This window comes from Spirillospora sp. CA-294931 (assembly GCF_050946795.1).
In the GTDB taxonomy this organism is placed as follows: domain Bacteria; phylum Actinomycetota; class Actinomycetes; order Streptosporangiales; family Streptosporangiaceae; genus Spirillospora.
In genome coordinates this window covers 2,594,806-2,615,506 of sequence record NZ_CP192006.1, presented here as the reverse complement: position 1 = coordinate 2,615,506, position 20,701 = coordinate 2,594,806, and the positions used below count along the sequence as shown (strand labels likewise).

The following is a 20,701-nucleotide window of genomic DNA, read 5'->3' as shown; positions in this document are numbered from 1 at the left end:
CGCCGGGCGCGGGCGCGTTGCAATTCACACGCCCTCGGCACTCCACTTTTTTCTGCGGACGAGACTAATCGGAGTACACGATGAGCGGGTCCAGAGATTTTGATTCTGAAATCACCGGCGCCGCGGCGGCGGATGACCGATTCGCTCATCACGCGAGGCTGGCCGACCGTCTGGCGGGACTTCCGGCCGCCGAGCAGGGCGGCGTGCTGCTCGACCTGATCTGCGCGGAGGTCGCCGCGACGCTGCGGGCGATGCAGCCCGACGAGCCGGCCACCATCGACGCCGACCAGCCGTTCCGCGAGGTGGGCTTCGACTCGCTCGCCGCCATCGACCTGCAGGCCAGGCTGGTGCGCGCGACCGGCTTGGAACTTCCCGTCACGCTCGCCTTCGACTACCCGACGCCCCGCCGCCTGGCCGAGTACCTCCAGGCCGAGGCCCTCGGCCTGCACGCCGAGGCGTCCGCGCCGCCGCAGAAGGCCGCCGACGACGAGCCGATCGCGATCGTCGGCATCGGCTGCCGCCTCCCCGGCGGCGTGACCTCCCCGGACCTGCTGTGGGAGCTCGTCGCGAACGAACGCCACGTCATCTCGCCGTTCCCCACCGACCGCGGCTGGGACGTCGAAGGGCTCTACGACCCGGACCCCGGCAAGCCCGGCAAGACCTACGTCCGCGAGGCCGGTTTCCTGGACGACGCCGGATACTTCGACGCCGGCTTCTTCGGCGTCTCGCCACGTGAGGCGCTGGCGATGGACCCGCAGCAGCGGCTGGTGCTGGAGGTCGCCTGGGAGGCGCTCGAACACGGCGGCATCGACCCGCTGTCCCTGAAGGGCACCCAGGCCGGCGTGTACATCGGAGCCGAACCCCAGGACTACGGCGTCCGGCTGCACGAGGCGCCGGACGGCCTCGACGGGTACCTGCTGACGGGCAACTCCCCCAGCGTGGTGTCCGGCCGCACCGCCTACGTGCTCGGGGTCGAAGGACCCACGATGACCGTCGACACCGCCTGCTCCGGCTCCCTGGTGGCGCTCCACCTGGCCGCCCAGGCCCTGCGCCGAGGCGACTGCACCCTCGCCCTGGCGGGCGGCGTCGCCGTGATGGGCAACCCCGGAGTGTTCACCGCCTTTGCTCGTCAGCGTGGGTTGGCGGTGGATGGTCGGTGTAAGGCGTTTGGTGATGGGGCTGATGGGACGGGGTGGGGTGAGGGTGTTGGTTTGTTGGTGTTGGAGCGGTTGTCGGATGCGGTGCGTGCGGGTCGTCGGGTGTTGGGGGTGGTGGTTGGTTCGGCGGTGAATCAGGACGGTGCGTCGAATGGGTTGACGGCGCCGAATGGTCCGTCGCAGCAGCGGGTGGTTTTGCGGGCGTTGGTGGATGCGGGGTTGGGTCCTGGTGATGTGGATGTGGTGGAGGGTCACGGTACGGGGACGAGTTTGGGTGATCCGATTGAGGCTCAGGCGTTGATCGCGACGTATGGGAAGGGGCGGGTGGAGGGTCGTCCGTTGTGGTTGGGGTCGTTGAAGTCGAATATTGGTCATGTGCAGGCCGCTGCGGGGGTGGCGGGTGTGATCAAGATGGTGATGGCGCTTCAGCGGGGTGTTTTGCCTCGGTCGTTGCATGCTGAGGTGCCGTCGCGGCATGTGGATTGGTCGGCGGGTTCGGTGCGGTTGTTGACCGAATCACGGCCGTGGGAGGCCGGTACGGGTGTGCGGCGGGCGGGGGTGTCGTCGTTTGGGGTGAGTGGGACCAACGCTCACGTCATCATCGAAGAGCCCCCTGCCCCGGTGACCGTGCCGGACGCCGAGCGTGCCCCTGCGCCGCCTGGTGGGGTGGTGCCGGTGGTGTTGTCGGCCAAGACCGAGACCGCGCTGGCCGCCCAAGCTGAACGCCTCAAAGCCGTCCTGACCGCTGACACGCGCCTGGTGGATGTGGCGTATTCGTTGGCGACGACGCGGGCGGCGTTGCCGCACCGCGCCGTGATTCTGGCCGACACACCCGCCGTGCTGGAGCAGGGGTTGGACAACCTGATCGGTCAGGTTGCTCATCCGGGCATCACGCAGGGCACCACGACCACCGGCAAACTCACCGTCCTGTTCTCCGGCCAAGGCACCCAGCGCCTGGGCATGGGCCGCGAACTGTTTGAGGCGTTCCCGACCTTCGCGCAGGCCCTGGACGAGGCCATCGGCTATCTGGACCTCCAGTTGGACCAGCCGTTGCGCGAAGTCATGTGGGCCGATCCGAGCCCCGAAGCGACGGCCTTGCTGGATCGGACCGACTACGCCCAAGCCGCGCTGTTCGCATTCCACACCGCGTTGTGGCGGCTGCTGGAGTCCTGGGGGCTGTCCCCCGATTTCGTCGCCGGGCACTCGCTGGGCGAGTTGTCGGCCGCGCATGCCGCGGGCATCCTGTCGCTGGAGGACGCCGCCGCGCTGGTCGCCGCCCGTGGACGGCTGATGCAGGCCCTCCCCGGAGGCGGGGCCATGGCCGCCATCAACGCTCCCGAGCACGAGGTCCGCGCCGTCCTGACCGGTGAGGTGGACATCGCGGCCGTCAACGGTCCCGAGAGCACCGTCATCTCCGGCCCCGAGGCCGCGGTGCGGGACATCGCCGCGAACTTCGCCACGACCACCCGGCTCCGGGTCTCCCACGCGTTCCACTCGGCGCTGATGGAACCGATGCTCACCGAGTTCGAACGCATCGCGCAGGTGCTGACGTACGACTCCCCCGCCATCCCGCTGGTCTCCAACATCACCGGCAAAAGGGTGACCGACGAGGAGATCCGCAGCCCCGGTTACTGGGTGCGGCACGTCCGCGCGACGGTCCGTTTCGACGACACCGTCCAGACCTTGCGAGCCGAGAACGTCACCACACTCCTGGAGATCGGCCCCGACGGCGTCCTGTCGGCCATGGCGCGCGGGTGCCTGCCCGCCGACACCGGCACCGCCGCGATCCCGACGCTGCGGCGCGACCGTCCGGAACAGCCCGAGCTGATGTCCGCCGTCGCCCAGGCGCATGTGCGCGGGATCCGCCTGGACTGGCCGGCGTTGTTCGCCGGGCACGACGCCAAACGGGTCGACCTGCCCACGTACGCGTTCGAGCGCAAGCACTACTGGCTCGACGTTCCCGGCAAGGCCGGGGACGTGACCGGGCTGGGACAGCAGGCGACCGAGCATCCGCTGCTGAGCGCCGCCGTGCCGCTGCCCGGCTCGGGCGGGCTGGTGCTCACCGGACGGCTGTCACCGCGACTCCAGCCGTGGTTGACCGACCACCGGATCCTCGGCACGGTCCCCCTGCCCGGGACCGCGTTCGTGGAGCTCGCGCTGCACGCCGCCGAGCGCACCGGCTGCCCGGTGATCGAGGAGCTCACCATCGAGGCACCGCTGATGGTGCCCGAGAACGGCGGCGTGGCCTTGCAGGTGCTGGTCGGCGGCCCCGATGACGAGGGACGACGCTCGGTCGAGGTGCATTCGCGGCCCGACGACGCGCCGCACGATACTGCCTGGACCCGGCATGCCACCGGCGTCCTGACCGCCGACGAACAACCCCCGGCGGCACCGGCGGCACCCTGGCCGCCGCAGCGGGCAGAGCGGATCGACATCGCCGACCTCTACGAGAACCTGACCGCCCAGGGGTACGAATACGGCTCGACGTTCCAGGCGGTGCGGGCGGCCTGGCTCCACGAGGGGAGTGTCCTCGCCGAGGTCGCGCTGCCCGACTCGGCCGGGGCCTCGGCGTTCGGGCTGCACCCGGCGCTCCTGGACGCCGCCCTGCACACCGCCGACTTCCTGCCCGCGTTCGAGGCGGGCACCGAGACGCTCGTCCCCTTCGCCTGGTCGGGCGTGTCCCTGCACGCGACGGGGGCGACGTCGGTGCGCGTCCGGATCTCCCCGGCGGACGCGGAGAACGTGTCCCTGGAGATCTTCGACTCGCTCGGCGCCCCGGTCGCGTCCGTGGAGTCGCTGGCCCTGCGGCCGGTCTCGGCCGAGCAGCTCAGCGCGTCCACGAGCACGGATTCCCTGCCCCTGCACCAGATCGAGTGGCGGCCCCTCGCCTCCACGGCCGCCGACCCGGTCGGTCAGACCGCCGTGGTGGATCTCTCCGAGGCGTTCACCGCGCCTAACGTCGCGGCGGATGTCGTCCTGGTGGACTGCGCGACTCCGGACGGCGACCCGCTGACGGTGCCGGACCGCGTCCGGGCGGCCACCCACCGGCTCTTGGACGTCCTGCGGACCTGGCTGGACGACGACCGCTCCACCACGTCGCGGCTGGCGCTGGTGACACGGGGCGCCATGGCGGTCAGCGACACGGAGGCCACGGACCTGGCCGGTGCCGCGCTCTGGGGCCTGGCCCGGTCGGCGCAGGCCGAGCACCCCGGCCGGATCGTCCTGGTGGACGCCGACACCTCCGGCCCGGCCGACGGCTGGCTGCCGCGGGCGCTCGCGTCGGGCGAGACCGAGCTGGCACTGCGGGACGGCAGGCTGTGGATTCCGCGGATGACGCGGATCGACGCCGAGCCCGCCGAGCGGCAGCCGTGGGACCCGGCCGGGACCGTCCTGGTGACCGGCGGGACCGGTGGGCTGGGCGCCCTGGTCGCGCGCCACCTGGTCACCGAGCACGGCGTCCGGCACCTGCTGCTGGCCAGCCGGCGCGGCCCGGACGCCGAAGGCGCGTCCGAACTGGCGGCCGCGCTGACCGCGCTGGGCGCGGAGGTGCGCGTGGCGTCCTGCGACGTGGCCGACCGCGACGCCCTCGCCGAACTCCTCGGCGAGATCCCGGACGACCGGCCGCTGCGGGCCTTGGTGCACACGGCGGCCGTGCTGGACGACGGCGTCATCAGCGCTCTGACCCCCGAACGGCTGGACGCCGTGCTGCGTCCCAAGGCGGACGCGGCGTGGCACCTGCACGAGCTCACCCGCGACGTCGACCTGTCGGCGTTCGTGCTGTTCTCCTCCTCGGCAGGGCTCATGGACGCGCCGGGCCAGGGCGGATACGCCGCCGCCAACACCTTCCTGGACGCGCTCGCGCAGTACCGGCACGCGCACGGCCTCACCGCCCGGTCGCTGGTGTGGGGACTGTGGACCGGCGGCGGCGGAATGGGCGACCGCCTGGGCACCCTGGATCTGCAGCGGATCGGACGGCAGGGGCTGGCCGCCCTCTCCGTCACCGAGAACCTGGCCCTGCTGGACCGCGCGCTGGTGACTCCCCGTCCCGTGGTGCTGCCGCTGCGCGTCGACCCGGTGGCGTTGCGCGCCCGCGCCGACGGCGTCCCGGCCCTGCTGCGCGGGCTGGTGCCCGCACCCCGCCGCCGCGCCGCCGATCCGGGCGACACGACCGGACACGGGACCGAACTCGCCCACCGCCTCGCCGCACTGCCCGAAGCCGAGCGCGACCAGACCGTCCTCGACCTGGTCGGCGCGCGCGTCGCCGCCGTCCTCGGCCACGAGGACCCCAAGGCGATCGAGTCCGACCGCGCGTTCAACGAGATCGGATTCGACTCGCTCGCGGCGATCGAACTGCGCAACCTGCTGAACACCGCGACCGGCCTGCGGCTGTCGGCGACGCTGGTCTTCGACCACCCGACGCCGCGCGCGCTCGCCCGGCACATCCGCACCAAGCTGCTGGGCACCACGGTGTCCGCGACCACGGCACTGCCCGTGACCGAGGTGGCCGACGACGAACCGATCGCCATCATCGGCATGAGCTGCCGCTATCCGGGTGCGGTGACCTCCCCGGAGGAGCTGTGGCGGCTCGTGGCCGAGGGCGGCGACGGCATCGCGGACTTCCCCGCCGACCGGGGCTGGGACCTCGACGGCCTCTACGACCCGGAGGCCGGGACACCCGGCAAGAGCGCGACCCGCGAGGGCGGCTTCCTGTACGAGGCGGCCGACTTCGATCCAGGACTCTTCGGGATCTCGCCGCGCGAGGCCCTGGCGATGGACCCGCAGCAGCGGCTGCTGCTGGAGGCGTCCTGGGAGGCGCTCGAACGCGCGGGCATCGACCCCCTCGCGGTGTGGGGCTCACAGACCGGCGTGTTCGCCGGGGTCATGTACCACGACTGGGGCACGCGCCTCGCCGGTCACGTCCCCCCGGACGTCGCCGGATACCTCGGCACCGGCGCACTGGCCAGCGTCGTGTCCGGCCGGGTCGCCTACGCCCTGGGGCTGGAGGGTCCCGCCGTCACCGTGGACACGGCGTGTTCCTCGTCCCTGGTGTCCCTGCACTGGGCCATCCAGGCACTGCGCCGCGACGACTGCTCGCTGGCATTGGCAGGCGGGGTCACGGTCATGTCCACGCCCGACACCTTCGTGGACTTCAACCTGCAACGGGGCCTGGCACCGGACGGCCGGTGCAAGTCGTTCTCGGCGTCGGCCGATGGCGTGGGCTGGTCCGAGGGCGTGGGCATGGTCCTGCTGGAGCGGCTGTCGGACGCGCGCCGCAACGGACACCGCGTGCTCGCCGTCGTGCGGGGGTCGGCGGTCAACCAGGACGGCGCGTCCAACGGGCTGACCGCGCCGAACGGGCCGTCCCAGCAGCGCGTGATCGAGCGTGCGCTGGCCACGGCGGGACTGGGCACGTCCAACGTGGACGTGGTCGAGGCGCACGGCACCGGCACGACGCTGGGCGATCCCATCGAGGCCCAGGCGCTGATCGCCACCTACGGGCAGGGTCGTTCTGAGGACCGTCCGTTGTGGCTGGGTTCGTTGAAGTCGAACATCGGTCACACGCAGGCCGCGTCCGGTGTGGCGGGCGTGATCAAGATGGTCATGGCGATGCGCGCGGGGACGCTCCCCCGGACCCTGCATGCGGACGAGCCGAGCCCACATGTGGATTGGTCGGCTGGAGCCGTCCAGTTGCTGACCGAGGCCCAACCGTGGGAGGCCAACGGCCATCCTCGGCGTGCGGGTGTGTCGTCGTTCGGGATCAGCGGGACGAACGCGCACGTGATTCTGGAGGAGGCTCCCCAGGCGGGCGTGGAGGCTGCCGGGTCGTCGTTGCCGGTGGTGCCGTGGGTGATCTCCGCCAAGACCGAGGCCGCGTTGCGGAGCCAGGCCGAGCGGCTGGCCGCGCACGTCACCGAGCATGATCTCGATCTGGCTGACGTGGGGTTCTCGCTGGCTACGACTCGCGCGCAGCTCGAACACCGCGCCGTGGTGGTGGGTGCCGACCGCGATGAACTGGTGGCAGCGCTGAACGACGTCACCAGTAGCACGCCGGTTGCGGGTCGTCTGGCCGTGGTGTTCTCAGGTCAGGGCAGCCAACGCGCCGGTATGGGGCGGGAGCTGTACGAGGCGTTCCCGGCGTTCGCGGCGGCTCTGGATGAGGTGCTCCCGCATTTCGATGCGTCGTTGCGTGAGGTGATGTGGGACGGCCGCGACCGGCTCGCACAGACCGGTTGGGCACAGCCCGCCCTGTTCGCAGTCGAGGTGGCGCTGTTCCGACTGCTGGAATCGTGGGGCGTGTCCCCCGACTATGTGGCGGGACACTCCATCGGCGAACTAGCCGCCGCGCACGTCGCAGGCGTGTGGTCACTAGCGGACGCGGCCCGGCTGGTGGCCGCGCGCGGCCAACTCATGCAAGCACTTCCGCCAGGCGGGGCGATGGTCGCGATCCGCGCCACCGAAGACCAAGTACGGGAACGCCTGGTTGACGGGGTGGAGATCGCCGCGATCAACGGACCCGAAGCGGTCGTCATCTCCGGAGTTGAAGACGCCGTCGTCCAGGTCGCCGGGTTCTTTGACACCACCAAGCGACTCCAGGTCTCCCACGCCTTCCACTCAGCCCTGATGGACCCGATGTTGGGCGAGTTCGAGCAGGTCACAGCCGACCTGACCTACGAGCAGCCAAGCATGGCCGTTCCGGAAGAATGGTGCACACCTGAGTACTGGGTGCGGCACGTGCGCGACACCGTCCGGTACCACGACACCATCCAAACCTTGCTCGACCAAGGCGCGACAACCTTCCTGGAAGTCGGGCCCGACGCGGCCCTGACCGCCACCACCGACGCCGACTTCATCGCCACCCTGCGCCGCGACCGCAACGAACCCCACCAACTCCTCACCACCATCGGCCAACTCCACACACGCGGCGTCCCCATCGACTGGGCCGCACTCTTCACCGGCGCACGGCGCGTCGACCTGCCCACCTACGCGTTCGAACATCGACGGTTCTGGCTCAACGCCGTTCACGCCGCCACTGATGTGACCGCTGCGGGCCAGCAGTCCGCCGAGCATCCGATGCTCGCCGCCATGGTGCGCCTCCCGGGCAGCGACGGTCTGGTCATGACCGGACGACTCTCGCTCGACACCCACCCCTGGCTGGCCGACCACGCCGTCATGGGCACCACCCTGGTGCCCGGGACGGCCCTGGCCGAGCTGGCATTGCACGCCGGTCAGCAGGTCGGCTGCCCCACGATCGACGAGCTTGTGCTCCACAACCCGCTGACCCTCGCGCCACAGCACCACACCGCGATCCAGGTCACCGTCACCGCGTCACAGGACGACGGCCAGCGCACTGTCGAGATCCACTCTCGTCCCGATCATGCTCAGGACCTGCCCTGGACGATGCATGCCACCGGCGTCCTTTCCCGCTCGCAGGCCGAGCCCTCGTTCGACCTGACCGTCTGGCCGCCGGCCGGAGCGGTCGCGCTGGACGTGGCGGGCGCGTACGAACGGCTCGACGAGCGGGGTTACGACTACGGTCCCGCGTTCCAGGGTCTGCGAGCGGCGTGGCAGCGCGGCGACGAGATCTTCGCCGAGGTCGTGCTGCCGGACGAGGCCGGTGACGGCTCCGCGTTCGGGGTGCATCCCGCGCTGTTGGACGCGGCCATGCATGCCGATCTCCTTGAGGAGGGGGACGACTCCACGCTGCTGCCGTTCGCCTGGAACGGTGTGTCGCTGTACGCGGCGGGCGCGACCGAGCTGCGCATGTGGATCTCGCGTGTCGACGGCGCGGAGGTCTCGGAGCTGAAGGTCGCCGATGGTGAGGGCTTGCCGGTCGCGTCGGTCCAGACTCTGGTGTCGCGGCCGGTCAGTGCGCGGCAGCTCGTCCAGCCGGGCCACCGGCTCCAGGACTCGCTCCACCAGATCCAGTGGAACCCGTTGACCGTCCCGTCCGCGGCGCCCGGCCGGTGGGCCGTCCTCGGGACCGAGGATCTTCGCTTGGACGGTATGACGGCGGCGTATCCCGACGTCGCCGCGCTCACTGCGGAGATCGCTTCGGGTGCCCTCGCACCTGACCTGGTCGTGTACGAGATCCCCGAGGCTCGACCGGAGATCGACGTCCCGGAACAGACCCGGACGACCACCCACCAGACCCTTGGGCTGCTGAGCGAGTGGCTGGCCGGTGACGGGCTCACCGAGACCACGCTGGTCGTCGTGACGCGAGGCGCGGTGGCGGTCGGCCCGGACGAGGATGTCGCCGACCTGACGCAGTCCGCGGTGTGGGGACTGGTGCGCGCGGCGGCGGAGGAGAACCCGGGACGCTTCGCCCTGTGCGATCTGTCCGACGGCGAATCCGTCGTCCCGGCGCTGGCCTCGGGCGAGCCCGAGGTGGCGGTGCGCGGGGGCCGGGCCTTCGTGCCGAGGCTGGTCCGGGCACCGGCGACGGCCCACGGCGACGCTCCGTGGCCCACCGAGGGCACGGTACTGATCACGGGAGGTACGGGCGGTCTGGGCGGCCTGGTGGCACGGCACCTGGTCGCGCGGCACGGCGTGCGCCACCTGCTGCTCACCAGCCGCCGTGGCCCGGACGCCCCCGACGCCGCGCGGCTGCGGACGGAACTGACCGAGCTGGGCGCGGCGGTCACGGTGGCGGCCTGCGACGTCGCCGACCGTGCGGCGCTGGCACGGCTGCTGGCCGACATCCCCGCGGATCGTCCGCTGTCCGCGGTCGTCCACGCGGCCGGGGTGGCGGACAGCGGTCTGGTGCAGACGCTCACTCCCGAGCAGACCGACCGGGTCCTGCGTCCCAAGGTCGACGCCGCCTGGCATCTGCATGAGCTGACCCGCGAGCTGGACCTGTCGGCGTTCGTGCTGTTCTCATCCGCGGGCGGACTGGTGCTGGCGGCTGGACAGGCCAACTACGCCGCCGCGAACGTGTTCCTGGACGCCCTGGCCCAGCGCCGCCACGCCGAAGGGCTTCCCGCGACCTCCCTCGCCTGGGGCTTGTGGGCCGAGAACACGGGGCTGGGCGGAGAACTGGGCGAGGCCGATCTGCGCCGCATGAGCCGCCTGGGCCTCCCCGCCTTGGAAACCGCCGACGGCCTCGCCCTCCTCGATCTCGCCCAGGGCACCGGCGAAGCACTGCTGGTGCCGATCCGGGTGGACGCCGCCGCCCTGCGCGCCCGCACCGACGAGGTACCGGCGCTTCTGCGCGATATTGCGCGCGGCCCCGTCCGGCGCACCGCCGCCAGGTCGGCTCGCGGCACCGGCGGGGCGCTGGCGGAACAGCTGGCCGGGCTGTCGGCCGCAGACCGCGAACGGACCCTGCTCCAGCTCGTGCGGACGCATGTCGCGGCGGTTCTCGGTCACGAGGGCGCCGAGGCGGTGGACGCCACCCGCGCCTTCAACGAGCTGGGCTTCGACTCGCTGGCCTCCGTAGAGCTCCGAAACGCGCTGCGCGCCACCACCGGCCTGTCCCTGCCCGCCACGCTTGTCTTCGACCACCCGAACTGCGTCGCCGTCGCCGACTTCCTCGACACCCTTCTCACCGGCGTCCGCCCCGCACCGGCCGCCCAGGCACCCGCCGTCACCGTGGTGTCGGACGAGCCGATCGCGATCGTCGGGATGAGCTGCCGGTATCCCGGCGGAGTCCGATCACCGGAAGACCTGTGGCGGCTGCTGCTGACGGAGACGGACGCCATTTCCGGCTTCCCCACCGACCGAGGCTGGAACGTCGACGAGGTCTACGCCCCCGAACCCGGTACGGAAGGCAAGTCGTACACCCGCGAGGGCGGCTTCCTGCACGACGGCACGCTCTTCGACCCCGGGCTCTTCGGGATCTCGCCGCGCGAGGCCCTGGCGATGGACCCGCAGCAGCGGCTGCTGCTGGAGGCGTCCTGGGAGGCGTTCGAACGCGCCGGTATCGCCCCGACGTCCGTGCACGGCAGCCAGACCGGCGTGTTCGCCGGAGTGATGTACGACGACTACGGCACCCGCCTGGGCCACGTCCCGGCAGAGGTCGCGGGGTTCCTCGGAAACGGCAGCGCCGCCAGCGTCGTGTCCGGCAGGATCGCCTACGCGCTCGGCCTGGAAGGCCCGGCGATGTCCGTCGACACGGCCTGCTCGTCGTCGCTGGTGGCCTTGCACCTGGCCGGACAGGCGCTCCGCCAGGGCGAGTGCGACCTGGCTCTGGCCGGGGGCGTGACTTTCCTGTCCGCCACAGACGTCTTCGTGGAGTTCAGCCGCCAGCGCGCGATCTCGCCCGACGGCCGATGCAGATCGTTCTCGGCATCGGCCGACGGCGTGGGCTGGTCCGAGGGCGTGGGCGTGCTCCTGCTGGAACGCCTGTCGGACGCACGCCGCAACGGCCACCAGGTTTTGGCGGTCGTGCGGGGCACGGCGGTCAACCAGGACGGCGCGTCCAACGGGCTCACGGCACCGAACGGCCCCTCACAGCAGCGAGTCATCGCACGCGCTCTGGCCAGCGCCGGACTCACGACCACGGACGTCGACGCCGTCGAGGCCCACGGCACCGGCACGACGCTGGGCGACCCGATCGAGGCCCAGGCGCTGATCGCGACCTATGGTCAGGACCGTTCTGAGGACCAGCCGCTCTGGCTGGGTTCGCTGAAGTCGAACATCGGCCATGCCCAGGCCGCCGCCGGTGTGGCCGGTGTGATCAAGATGGTCATGGCGATGCGCGCCGGGACGCTGCCCAAGACGCTGCATGCGGACGAGCCGAGCCCGCACGTGGACTGGTCGGCTGGAGCCGTCCAGTTGCTGACCGAGGCCCGCCCCTGGGAGGCCAATGGCCACCCCCGGCGCGCGGGCATCTCCTCGTTCGGGATCAGCGGGACGAACGCGCACGTGATTTTGGAGGAGGCCCCCGAGACAGCTGTGGAGTCCGCCGGTTCCTCGTTGCCGGTCGTGCCATGGGTGATCTCCGGCAAGACCGAGGCCGCGTTGCAGGCCCAGGCACAGCAACTCGCCGCACACGTCGCCGACCTCGATCCCGCCGACGTCGGGTTCTCCCTGGCCACCACCCGCGCCCACCTCGACCACCGCGCCGTGGTGGTGGGCGCCGATCGCGATGAGCTGGTGGCCGCGCTGCACAGCGTCTCCAGCAGTACTCCGGTTCCTGGACGTCTCGCAGTGGTGTTCTCGGGGCAGGGCAGCCAACGCGTCGGCATGGGCCGTGAGCTGTACGAGGCGTTCCCGATCTTCGCGCAGGCTTTGGACGAGGTGCTGGCGCACTTTGACGCGTCGCTGCGTGAGGTGATGTGGCACGACCCCGACCGGCTCGCGCAGACCGGATGGGCACAGCCCGCCCTGTTCGCGGTCGAGGTGCCGCTGTACCGGCTTCTCGAATCGTGGGGCGTGCGTCCCGACCATCTCGCCGGGCACTCCATCGGTGAGCTAGCCGCCGCGCATGTGGCAGGCGTGTGGTCGCTTCCAGACGCGGCCCGGCTGGTGGCCGCGCGCGGCCAACTGATGCAAGCACTTCCGCCAGGCGGAGTGATGGTCGCGATCCGCGCCACCGAAGACCAGGTGCGGGAACGCCTGGTTGACGGGGTCGAGATCACCGCGATCAACGGCCCCGAAGCCGTCGTCATCTCCGGAGTTGAAGACGCCGTCGTCCAGGTCGCCGGATTCTTCGACACCACCAAACGACTCCAGGTCTCCCACGCCTTCCACTCGGCCCTCATGGACCCCATGCTGGCCGAGTTCGAGCAGGTCGCAGCCGAACTGACCTACCAGCAGCCAGGCACGGCCGTCCCTGAGGAATGGTGCACGCCCGAGTACTGGGTGCGGCATGTGCGCGACACCGTCCGCTACCACGACAACGTCCAAGCCCTGCTTGACCAAGGTGTGAGGACGTTCTTGGAGGTCGGGCCCGATGCGGCCCTGACCGCCACCACCGACGCCGACTTCATCGCCACCCTGCGCCGCGACCGCAACGAACCCCGCCAACTCCTCACCACCATCGGCCAACTCCACACACGCGGCGTCCCCATCGACTGGGCCGCACTCTTCACCGGCGCGCAACGCGTCGACCTGCCCACCTACGCGTTCGAACATCAGCGGTTTTGGCTCAACGCTGCCCACACTGGGCAACAGTCCGCCGAGCACCCCATGCTCACCGGCATGGTGCCGCTGCCCGGCAGCGATGGCCTGGTGATGACGGGCCGGTTGTCGCAGGACACCCATCCCTGGCTGGCCGACCACAACGTTCTCGGCGCCACCTTGCTGCCCGGCACTGCCCTGGTCGAACTCGCCTTGCATGCCGGTGAGCAGTCGGGTCTGCCCTCGATCGAGGAACTGACGCTGCACGCTCCACTGGTGATCGACCCCAACCACGGCGTCGACATCCAGGTCGCGGTGACCGGTGAGACGGTCCAGATCCGCTCGCAGGCACCCGACTCGTCCTGGACGTTGCATGCCAGCGGGACCCTCACCGCGCACACCGCCGAACCCGCCGCCGCGGCATGGCCCGAACAAGCCGAGGCGATCCCGGTGGACGGCGTGTATGAGCGGCTGGCAGACCAGGGACTGGACTACGGCCCAGCCTTCCAAGGACTACAGGCGGCGTGGCAACGCGGCGACGAGCTATTCGCCGAGATCACCATCCCCGACCTGGACGTCACCGGATACGGAATCCACCCCGCCCTCCTCGACGCTGCCCTGCACACCGCCTTCCTGCACCCCCACAGCGGTCACGACCTAGCGATTCCGTTCTCCTGGAGCGGCGTCCACCTGCACGCCACCGGCGCCACCACGTTGCGCGTCCACCTGCCCAACCCAGAAACCCTGCACCTGACCGACAGCACCGGCGCCCCGATCGCCACCATCACCAACCTCACCACCCGACCCATCACCGCCCAACACCTCAACAACAACCCTCTCTACCGGACCACCTGGCTCCCCATCCCCACACCCGCCACACCCCTCGCCCACGGCATCACCATCCACCACAGCGCCCCCGGGACCACCCCCCAACAAGTCCGAACCGCAACCCACCAAGCACTCCAAGCCCTCCACTCGGACTCTGCACATCTACTGGTGACCGTCCGCGCGGCGGACCTGGCCGGGGCAGCGGTCTGGGGACTGTGCCGAGCAGCTCAGGAGGAGAACCCAGATCGGGTTGTCCTAGTCGAACTGGACGAGCCCGAAGTTCCGCTCGACCTGCTCAAGCGGGCCGTGGCGACCGGAGAACCCCGCCTAACCATTCGCGAGGGTGAACTGCTGGTTCCCCGCTTGGAGCGGGTGGCTGATGTGTCAGCGGAGTCGGTGTCGTCGTGGGGTTCTGGTGCCGTGCTGATCACTGGTGGTACCGGCGGTTTGGGTGCGCTGGTGGCCCGTCACCTAGCGGGTGCGCACGGTGTAGGCCGTTTGGTGTTGGTGAGTCGCAGCGGCCCTGCCGCCGCGGGCGCCACGCAGTTGGTCGCCGAGCTAGCGGAGCTGGGCGCGGACGCGCGGGTGGTGGCGTGTGATGTGTCCGACCGCGACGCCCTGCGCGAGGTGATCACCGGCCTGGACCTGAGCGGCGTAGTGCACACCGCCGGAGTCTTGGACGACGGTGTCATCTCCTCCCTCACCCCCGAACGGCTGGATCGGGTGCTGGCGCCCAAGGCGGATGCGGCCTGGCACCTGCACGAACTGACCCGCGACACCGACCTGTCGGCGTTTGTGTTGTTCTCCTCGGTCGCCGGAGTGCTGGGCGGCCCCGGACAAGGCAACTACGCAGCCGCCAACTCCTTCCTGGACGCTTTGGCCCAACACCGCCACACCCAAGGACTCCCCGCCCAATCGTTGGCATGGGGGCCCTGGGCCAGCGACGGCATGGCCGCCGACCTCGACGACACCGACCGCGCCCGCATGAAGCGCGATGGCCTGGTCGCGATGACGCCCGCTGAAGGTCTGGCACTGCTCGATGCCGCTGGACGGACCGACGAACCGGTGCTGGTTCCGGTGAAACTGGAGCCCAAGGCACTACGGCGACACATGCGACAGTCGCCACGACGTCAGGCTGTGACCAGTCCCGAGGAGTCCTCCTTCAAGGCTGCTCTGCAGGGAGTGACCGAGGCCGAGCGGCTGAATGTTGTGGTCGAGCTCGTGCGAGGTCGGGTGGCTGCGGTGCTGGGTCACGACTCGGCCGCCGCAGTGGAGGCGACGCGCGCGTTTCAGGATCTGGGGTTCGATTCGCTGACCGCTGTTGAGTTGCGCAACGCGCTGGCTGCGGCGACGGGCCTGCGGCTCCCCGCGACGCTGGTGTTCGACTACCCCAACATCCACGCCCTCGCCCAACACCTCCTCGCCCAAGCCCTCCCCTCCACCGCTACCGGCCCCTCCCACACGAGCGCCGTCGATGAGCCGATCGCGATTGTGGGGATGGGGTGTCGTTACCCGGGTGGGGTGACCTCGCCGCAGGAGTTGTGGCGGTTGGTCGCTGATGGGGTGGACGCGGTGGCTGAGTTCCCTGCTGATCGGGGTTGGGATTTGGCGCCGGGCGACAGCGTCACCGCTCACGGCGGTTTCCTGTACGACGCCGCTGACTTTGACCCCGGTTTCTTCGGCATCTCCCCCCGCGAAGCCGCGGTCATGGATCCACAGCAGCGGTTGCTTTTGGAGACGTCCTGGGAAGCGCTCGAACGCGCCGGAATCGATCCGGGATCACTGCGCGGCACCTCAACCGGCGTCTTCGCCGGAGTGATGTACCACGACTATCCCGCCGGTGCCAGCGCGGGCAGCGTCGTCTCCGGCCGAGTGTCCTACACCCTCGGCCTGGAAGGACCCGCCCTCTCGGTCGACACCGCCTGCTCCTCCTCCCTCGTCGCGCTCCAACTGGCCGGGCAGGCTCTCCGGCAGGGTGAGTGCTCCCTGGCCTTGGCTGGTGGGGTCACGGTGATGGCGACGCCGGACACCTTCGTGGAGTTCACCCGCCAAGGCGGCCTCTCCGCCGACGGACGCTGTAAATCCTTCGCCGCCTCTGCGGATGGAACCGGCTGGGGAGAGGGCGCCGGAGTCCTGGTCCTGGAACGCCTCTCGGACGCACAACGCAACGGCCACCAGATCCTGGCCGTCATCCGAAGCACAGCGGTCAACCAAGACGGCGCCTCCAACGGCCTCACCGCACCCAACGGCCCCTCACAGCAACGCGTCATCGAACGCGCCCTGGCAACAGCGGGATTGAACGCCTCTGACGTGGACGTAGTGGAAGCGCACGGCACCGGCACAAAGCTGGGCGACCCGATCGAAGCACAAGCACTCATCGCCACCTACGGCCAAAACAGACCCAACGACCGCCCGCTCTGGCTCGGATCACTGAAATCCAACATCGGCCACACCCAGGCCGCCGCTGGTGTGGCGGGCGTGATCAAGATGGTCATGGCGATGCGCGAAGGGACGCTACCCAGGACGCTGCACGCGGACGAGCCGAGCCCGCATGTGGACTGGTCGGCCGGAGCCGTCCAACTCCTGACTGAGCCCCAGCCCTGGGAGACCAACGGCCACCCCCGGCGCGCGGGCATCTCCTCCTTCGGGATCAGCGGCACCAACGCCCACGTCATCCTCGAACAAGCACCACAAGCGACACCCGAACCGAGCCCGGAACTGCCCATGGTGCCGTGGGTCCTCTCCGCCAAAACCGAGACCGCGTTGCAGGCCCAAGCACAGCAGCTCGCCGCACACACCACCGGCCTCAACCCCGCCGATGTCGGCTTCTCCCTGGCCACCACCCGCGCCCACCACGAACACCGCGCCGTCATCGTCGGCGCGGACCGAGACGAGCTATTGGCCGCGCTCAACGACATCACCAGCAGCACCCCGGTTACGGGCCGGCTTGCGGTGGTGTTCTCGGGTCAAGGCAGCCAACGCGTCGGCATGGGCCGCGAGTTGTACGAGGCGTTCCCGGTCTTCGCCCAGTCCCTTGATGAGGTGCTGGCGCACTTCGATGCGTCGCTGCGCGAGGTGATGTGGGACGGCCCCGACCGGCTCGCACAGACCGGATGGGCCCAACCCGCCCTGTTCGCCATCGAAGTAGCGCTGTACCGGCTACTGGAATCGTGGGGCGTACGCCCCGACCACCTCGCCGGACACTCCATCGGTGAACTGGCCGCCGCACACGTCGCAGGCGTGTGGTCACTACCGGACGCCGCCCGGGTAGTGGCAGCGCGCGGACAACTCATGCAAGCACTACCGCCGGGTGGGGCGATGGTCGCGATCCGCGCCACCGAAGACCAAGTCCGCGCCCACCTCATCGACGGCGTTGAGATCGCCGCCATCAACGGACCCGAAGCCATCGTCATCTCCGGCGAGAAAGACGCGGTCTTGAAGGTCGCCGCGTCCTTCAACGGCACCAAACGCCTCCATGTCTCCCACGCCTTCCACTCAGCCCTCATGGACCCGATGCTGGCCGAATTCGAGCAGGTCGCAGCCGAGCTGACCTACGAACACCCGGCCATCCCGGTCCCTGAAGAGTGGTGCACACCCGAGTACTGGGTACGGCACGTCCGCGACACCGTCCGCTACCACGACACCGTCCAAACCCTCCTCGACCAAGGCGTCACCACCTTCCTGGAAGTCGGACCCGACGCCGCCCTCACCGCCACCACCCACACCGACTTCATCGCCACCCAACGCCGCAACCACGACGAACCCCGCCAACTCCTCACCGCACTCGGCGAACTCCACACGCGCGGCGTGGACATCGACTGGGCCGCACTCTTCACCGGCGCGCAACGAGTCGACCTGCCCACCTACCCCTTCCAACGACAGCGGTACTGGATCGACTCGGCCGGTGGGACCGATGCGGCCGCAGCGGGCCAGCTAACTGCCGACCACCCCCTACTCGCCGCCATGGTGCCCCTTCCCGGCAGCGACGGTCTGGTCATGACCGGACGGCTCTCCCTCAACACTCACCCCTGGCTCGCCGACCACAGTGTCCACGGCACCACCCTGCTCCCCGGTACCGCTTTCATCGAGCTCGCCCTGCACGCCGGGCGGCAGACGGGCCATCCCACCCTCAATGAGCTGACCCTTCACCACCCCCTCACTCTCGACGCCCACCAGGGCACCGCCATCCAGCTCACGCTTCACGCCGCCGACGACGGTCACCGCACCGTCGAGATCCACTCGCGGCCGGACATCGGGCCGGACCAGCCCTGGACGCTGCACGCCAAGGGCGCCCTGGCGTCGGGGGCGCCCGCCGAGGCCGCGAGCCCGGGCGCGGGCGTGTGGCCGCCGGAGGGGGCCGTGCGCGCCGATTCGGCGCGGCTCTACGACCATCTGGCCGCGCAGGGCTACGGGTACGGGCCCTGCTTCCGGGGTGTCCGGGCCGTGTGGCGTCATGGCGGCGATGTGTACGCCGAGGTCGTGCTTCCCGATGGGGCGGACGCGGGCGGGTTCGGTCTGCATCCCGCGCTGTTGGACGCCGTGCTGCACGTCACCGACTACCTGACCGAGGAGGGGCCGGAGGACACCGAGCGTGACACCCAGGTCCCGTTCTTGTGGAGCGAGGTGGCGCTGCACGCGGCGGGCGCGTCGGCTGTGCGGGTGCAGATGTCGAGTGCGGGGCGGGACGCGGTCGCGCTGACCATCACGGACCTGGCGGGCGCGCCGGTGGCGTCGGTCGGCTCGCTGGTGTTGCGGCCGGTGTCGGCCGAGCAGCTCGGTGCCCTGGCGGACGGGGGCGGCGACCTGTACCGGATCGAGTGGGTCCGTCCCGTGGTGGCGTCCGGGGCGGAGCAGGAGTCCGTCACGGTGGGTCCGGGGGCCGATCATGCCGACCTGGCGGCGCTCGCGGGCGCGGTCGGGGCGGGCGCGGTGCGGCTCCCGGAGACGGTCGTCATGCACTGCCCCGGAGGCGAGGACGCCGATGTGCCCACGCGGGCGCACGCGGCGGTGCATTGGGCGCTCGGCGCGGTCCAGGCCTGGCTGGCCGAGGAGCGGTTCGGTGCGGCCCGGCTGGTGCTGGTGACTCGCGGGGCGGTGCGGACCGGGCCGTCGGACGGCGGGGCCGATCCGGTTCAGGCGGCCGTCTGGGGTGTCGTCCGGGCGGCGGAGGCGGAGAATCCGGGACGGTTCGCCGTGGTCGACGTCGACGACGGGGTCGTCCCGGCGGTCGCGGTGGCGTCGGGTGAGCCCGAGGTCGCCGTGCGGTCCGGTCAGGTGCTGGTGCCCAGGCTCGGCGCGTTGCCGGGCCGGGACGCCGCGCCGCCGTGGGACGGTGCCGGGACGGTGCTGATCACCGGTGGGACCGGGCTGCTGGGCGGTCTGGTCGCGCGGCGGCTGGTGGAGGCGCACGGCGTCCGGCATCTGCTGCTGGTGAGCAGGCGCGGGCCGGACGCGCCCGGGGCGGCCGAGCTGGTCGCGGCGCTGTCGGGGCTCGGCGCGGATGTCCGGGTCGTCGCGGCGGACGTGACCGATCGGGCTGCGATGGCCGGCCTCATCGCGGAGGTCCCGCGGGAGCGTCCGCTGACCGGGGTGGTGCACGCCGCCGGGGCCATGTCCGGCGGGGTCGTCGGCGCGCTGGCGCCGGGGGACGTCGACCGGGTGCTGCGGCCCAAGGTGGACGCGGCGTGGCATCTGCATGAGCTGACCCGCGACCTGGACCTGTCCGCGTTCGTGATGTTCTCGTCCGTCGGCGGGCTGTTCCTCGCCGCGGGGCAGGCCGACTACGCGGCGGCGAACGTGTTCCTGGACGCGCTGGCGGAGCACCGCCGGGCCGAGGGGCTCGCGGCGACGTCGGTGGCGTGGGGGTTGTGGGCGGGGTCGGCGGCGGAGAACCCGGGGGTCGACGCCGGGCGCATCGGCCGGCTCGGGGTCCTGGAGCTGTCGGCGGACCAGGGCCTGGCCCTGTTCGACCGGGCGCTGGCGTCCGGTGAGGGCGTGCCGGTGCCGGTGCGGCTGGACCGCCGGGCGCTCGCGGAGCGTCCCGACGCGTTGCCGCCGCTGCTGCGCGGGTTGGTTCCCTCGGCGGCGCGGTCGCTGCCTCGGGCGGCGGCCGGGGCACCGGAGGAGCGGCCGCTGGCCGAGCGGCTGGCGGGGCTGGGGACCGCCGAGGCCGGGCGGGTGCTGCTGGAGCTGGTGCGGACCACAGTCGCCGCGGTGCTCGGGCACTCGGGGGCGCGGGACGTGGATCCCGAGCGGGGCTTCCTGGAGCTGGGAATGGACTCGCTCGCGGCGCTGGAGCTGCGCAACCGGCTCGGGGTGGTGACCGGGGTGCGGCTGGCGGCGACGCTGATCTACGACTACCCCAACGCCGTGGCGGTCGCCGGTCATCTGCGTGCGGAGCTGGTCGACGAGGACGCCGACCTGCGCGCGCTGGACGCGGAGCTGAGCAGGCTCGACACCGCGCTCACGGCCGTCCGGACGGACGAGGCCGGTTACGCCAGGATCGCCGAGCGGCTGCGGGTGCTGGCGGCGGGCTGGGCGCAGGCGCACCGGCCGGTGCCGGTGGGCGCCGACGGCGGGGATCTGGCGGCGGCCACGGCGGACGAGCTGTTCGACATCCTCGACAACGAGCTGTAGTCGTCGGGAACGAGGATCGG

General features: G+C 71.1%; 1 protein-coding gene. It reads left to right on the top strand.

Going from position 1 to position 20,701, the window contains the following annotated elements; translation table 11 throughout:
* The first annotated feature begins 80 nt into the window (after nt 1-80).
* Nucleotides 81-20,681 (top strand): SDR family NAD(P)-dependent oxidoreductase, encoded by a 20,601-nt coding sequence (locus ACQPY4_RS11675; protein WP_433335407.1) that lies wholly within the window; start codon nt 81-83, stop codon nt 20,679-20,681.
* Nucleotides 20,682-20,701: the final 20 nt, after the last annotated feature.

Bases quoted from the DNA above. Each gene is read 5' to 3' on its own strand.
- ACQPY4_RS11675 (WP_433335407.1), top strand. From the start codon at position 81: ATGAGCGGGTCCAGAGATTTTGATTCTGAAATCACCGGCGCCGCGGCG.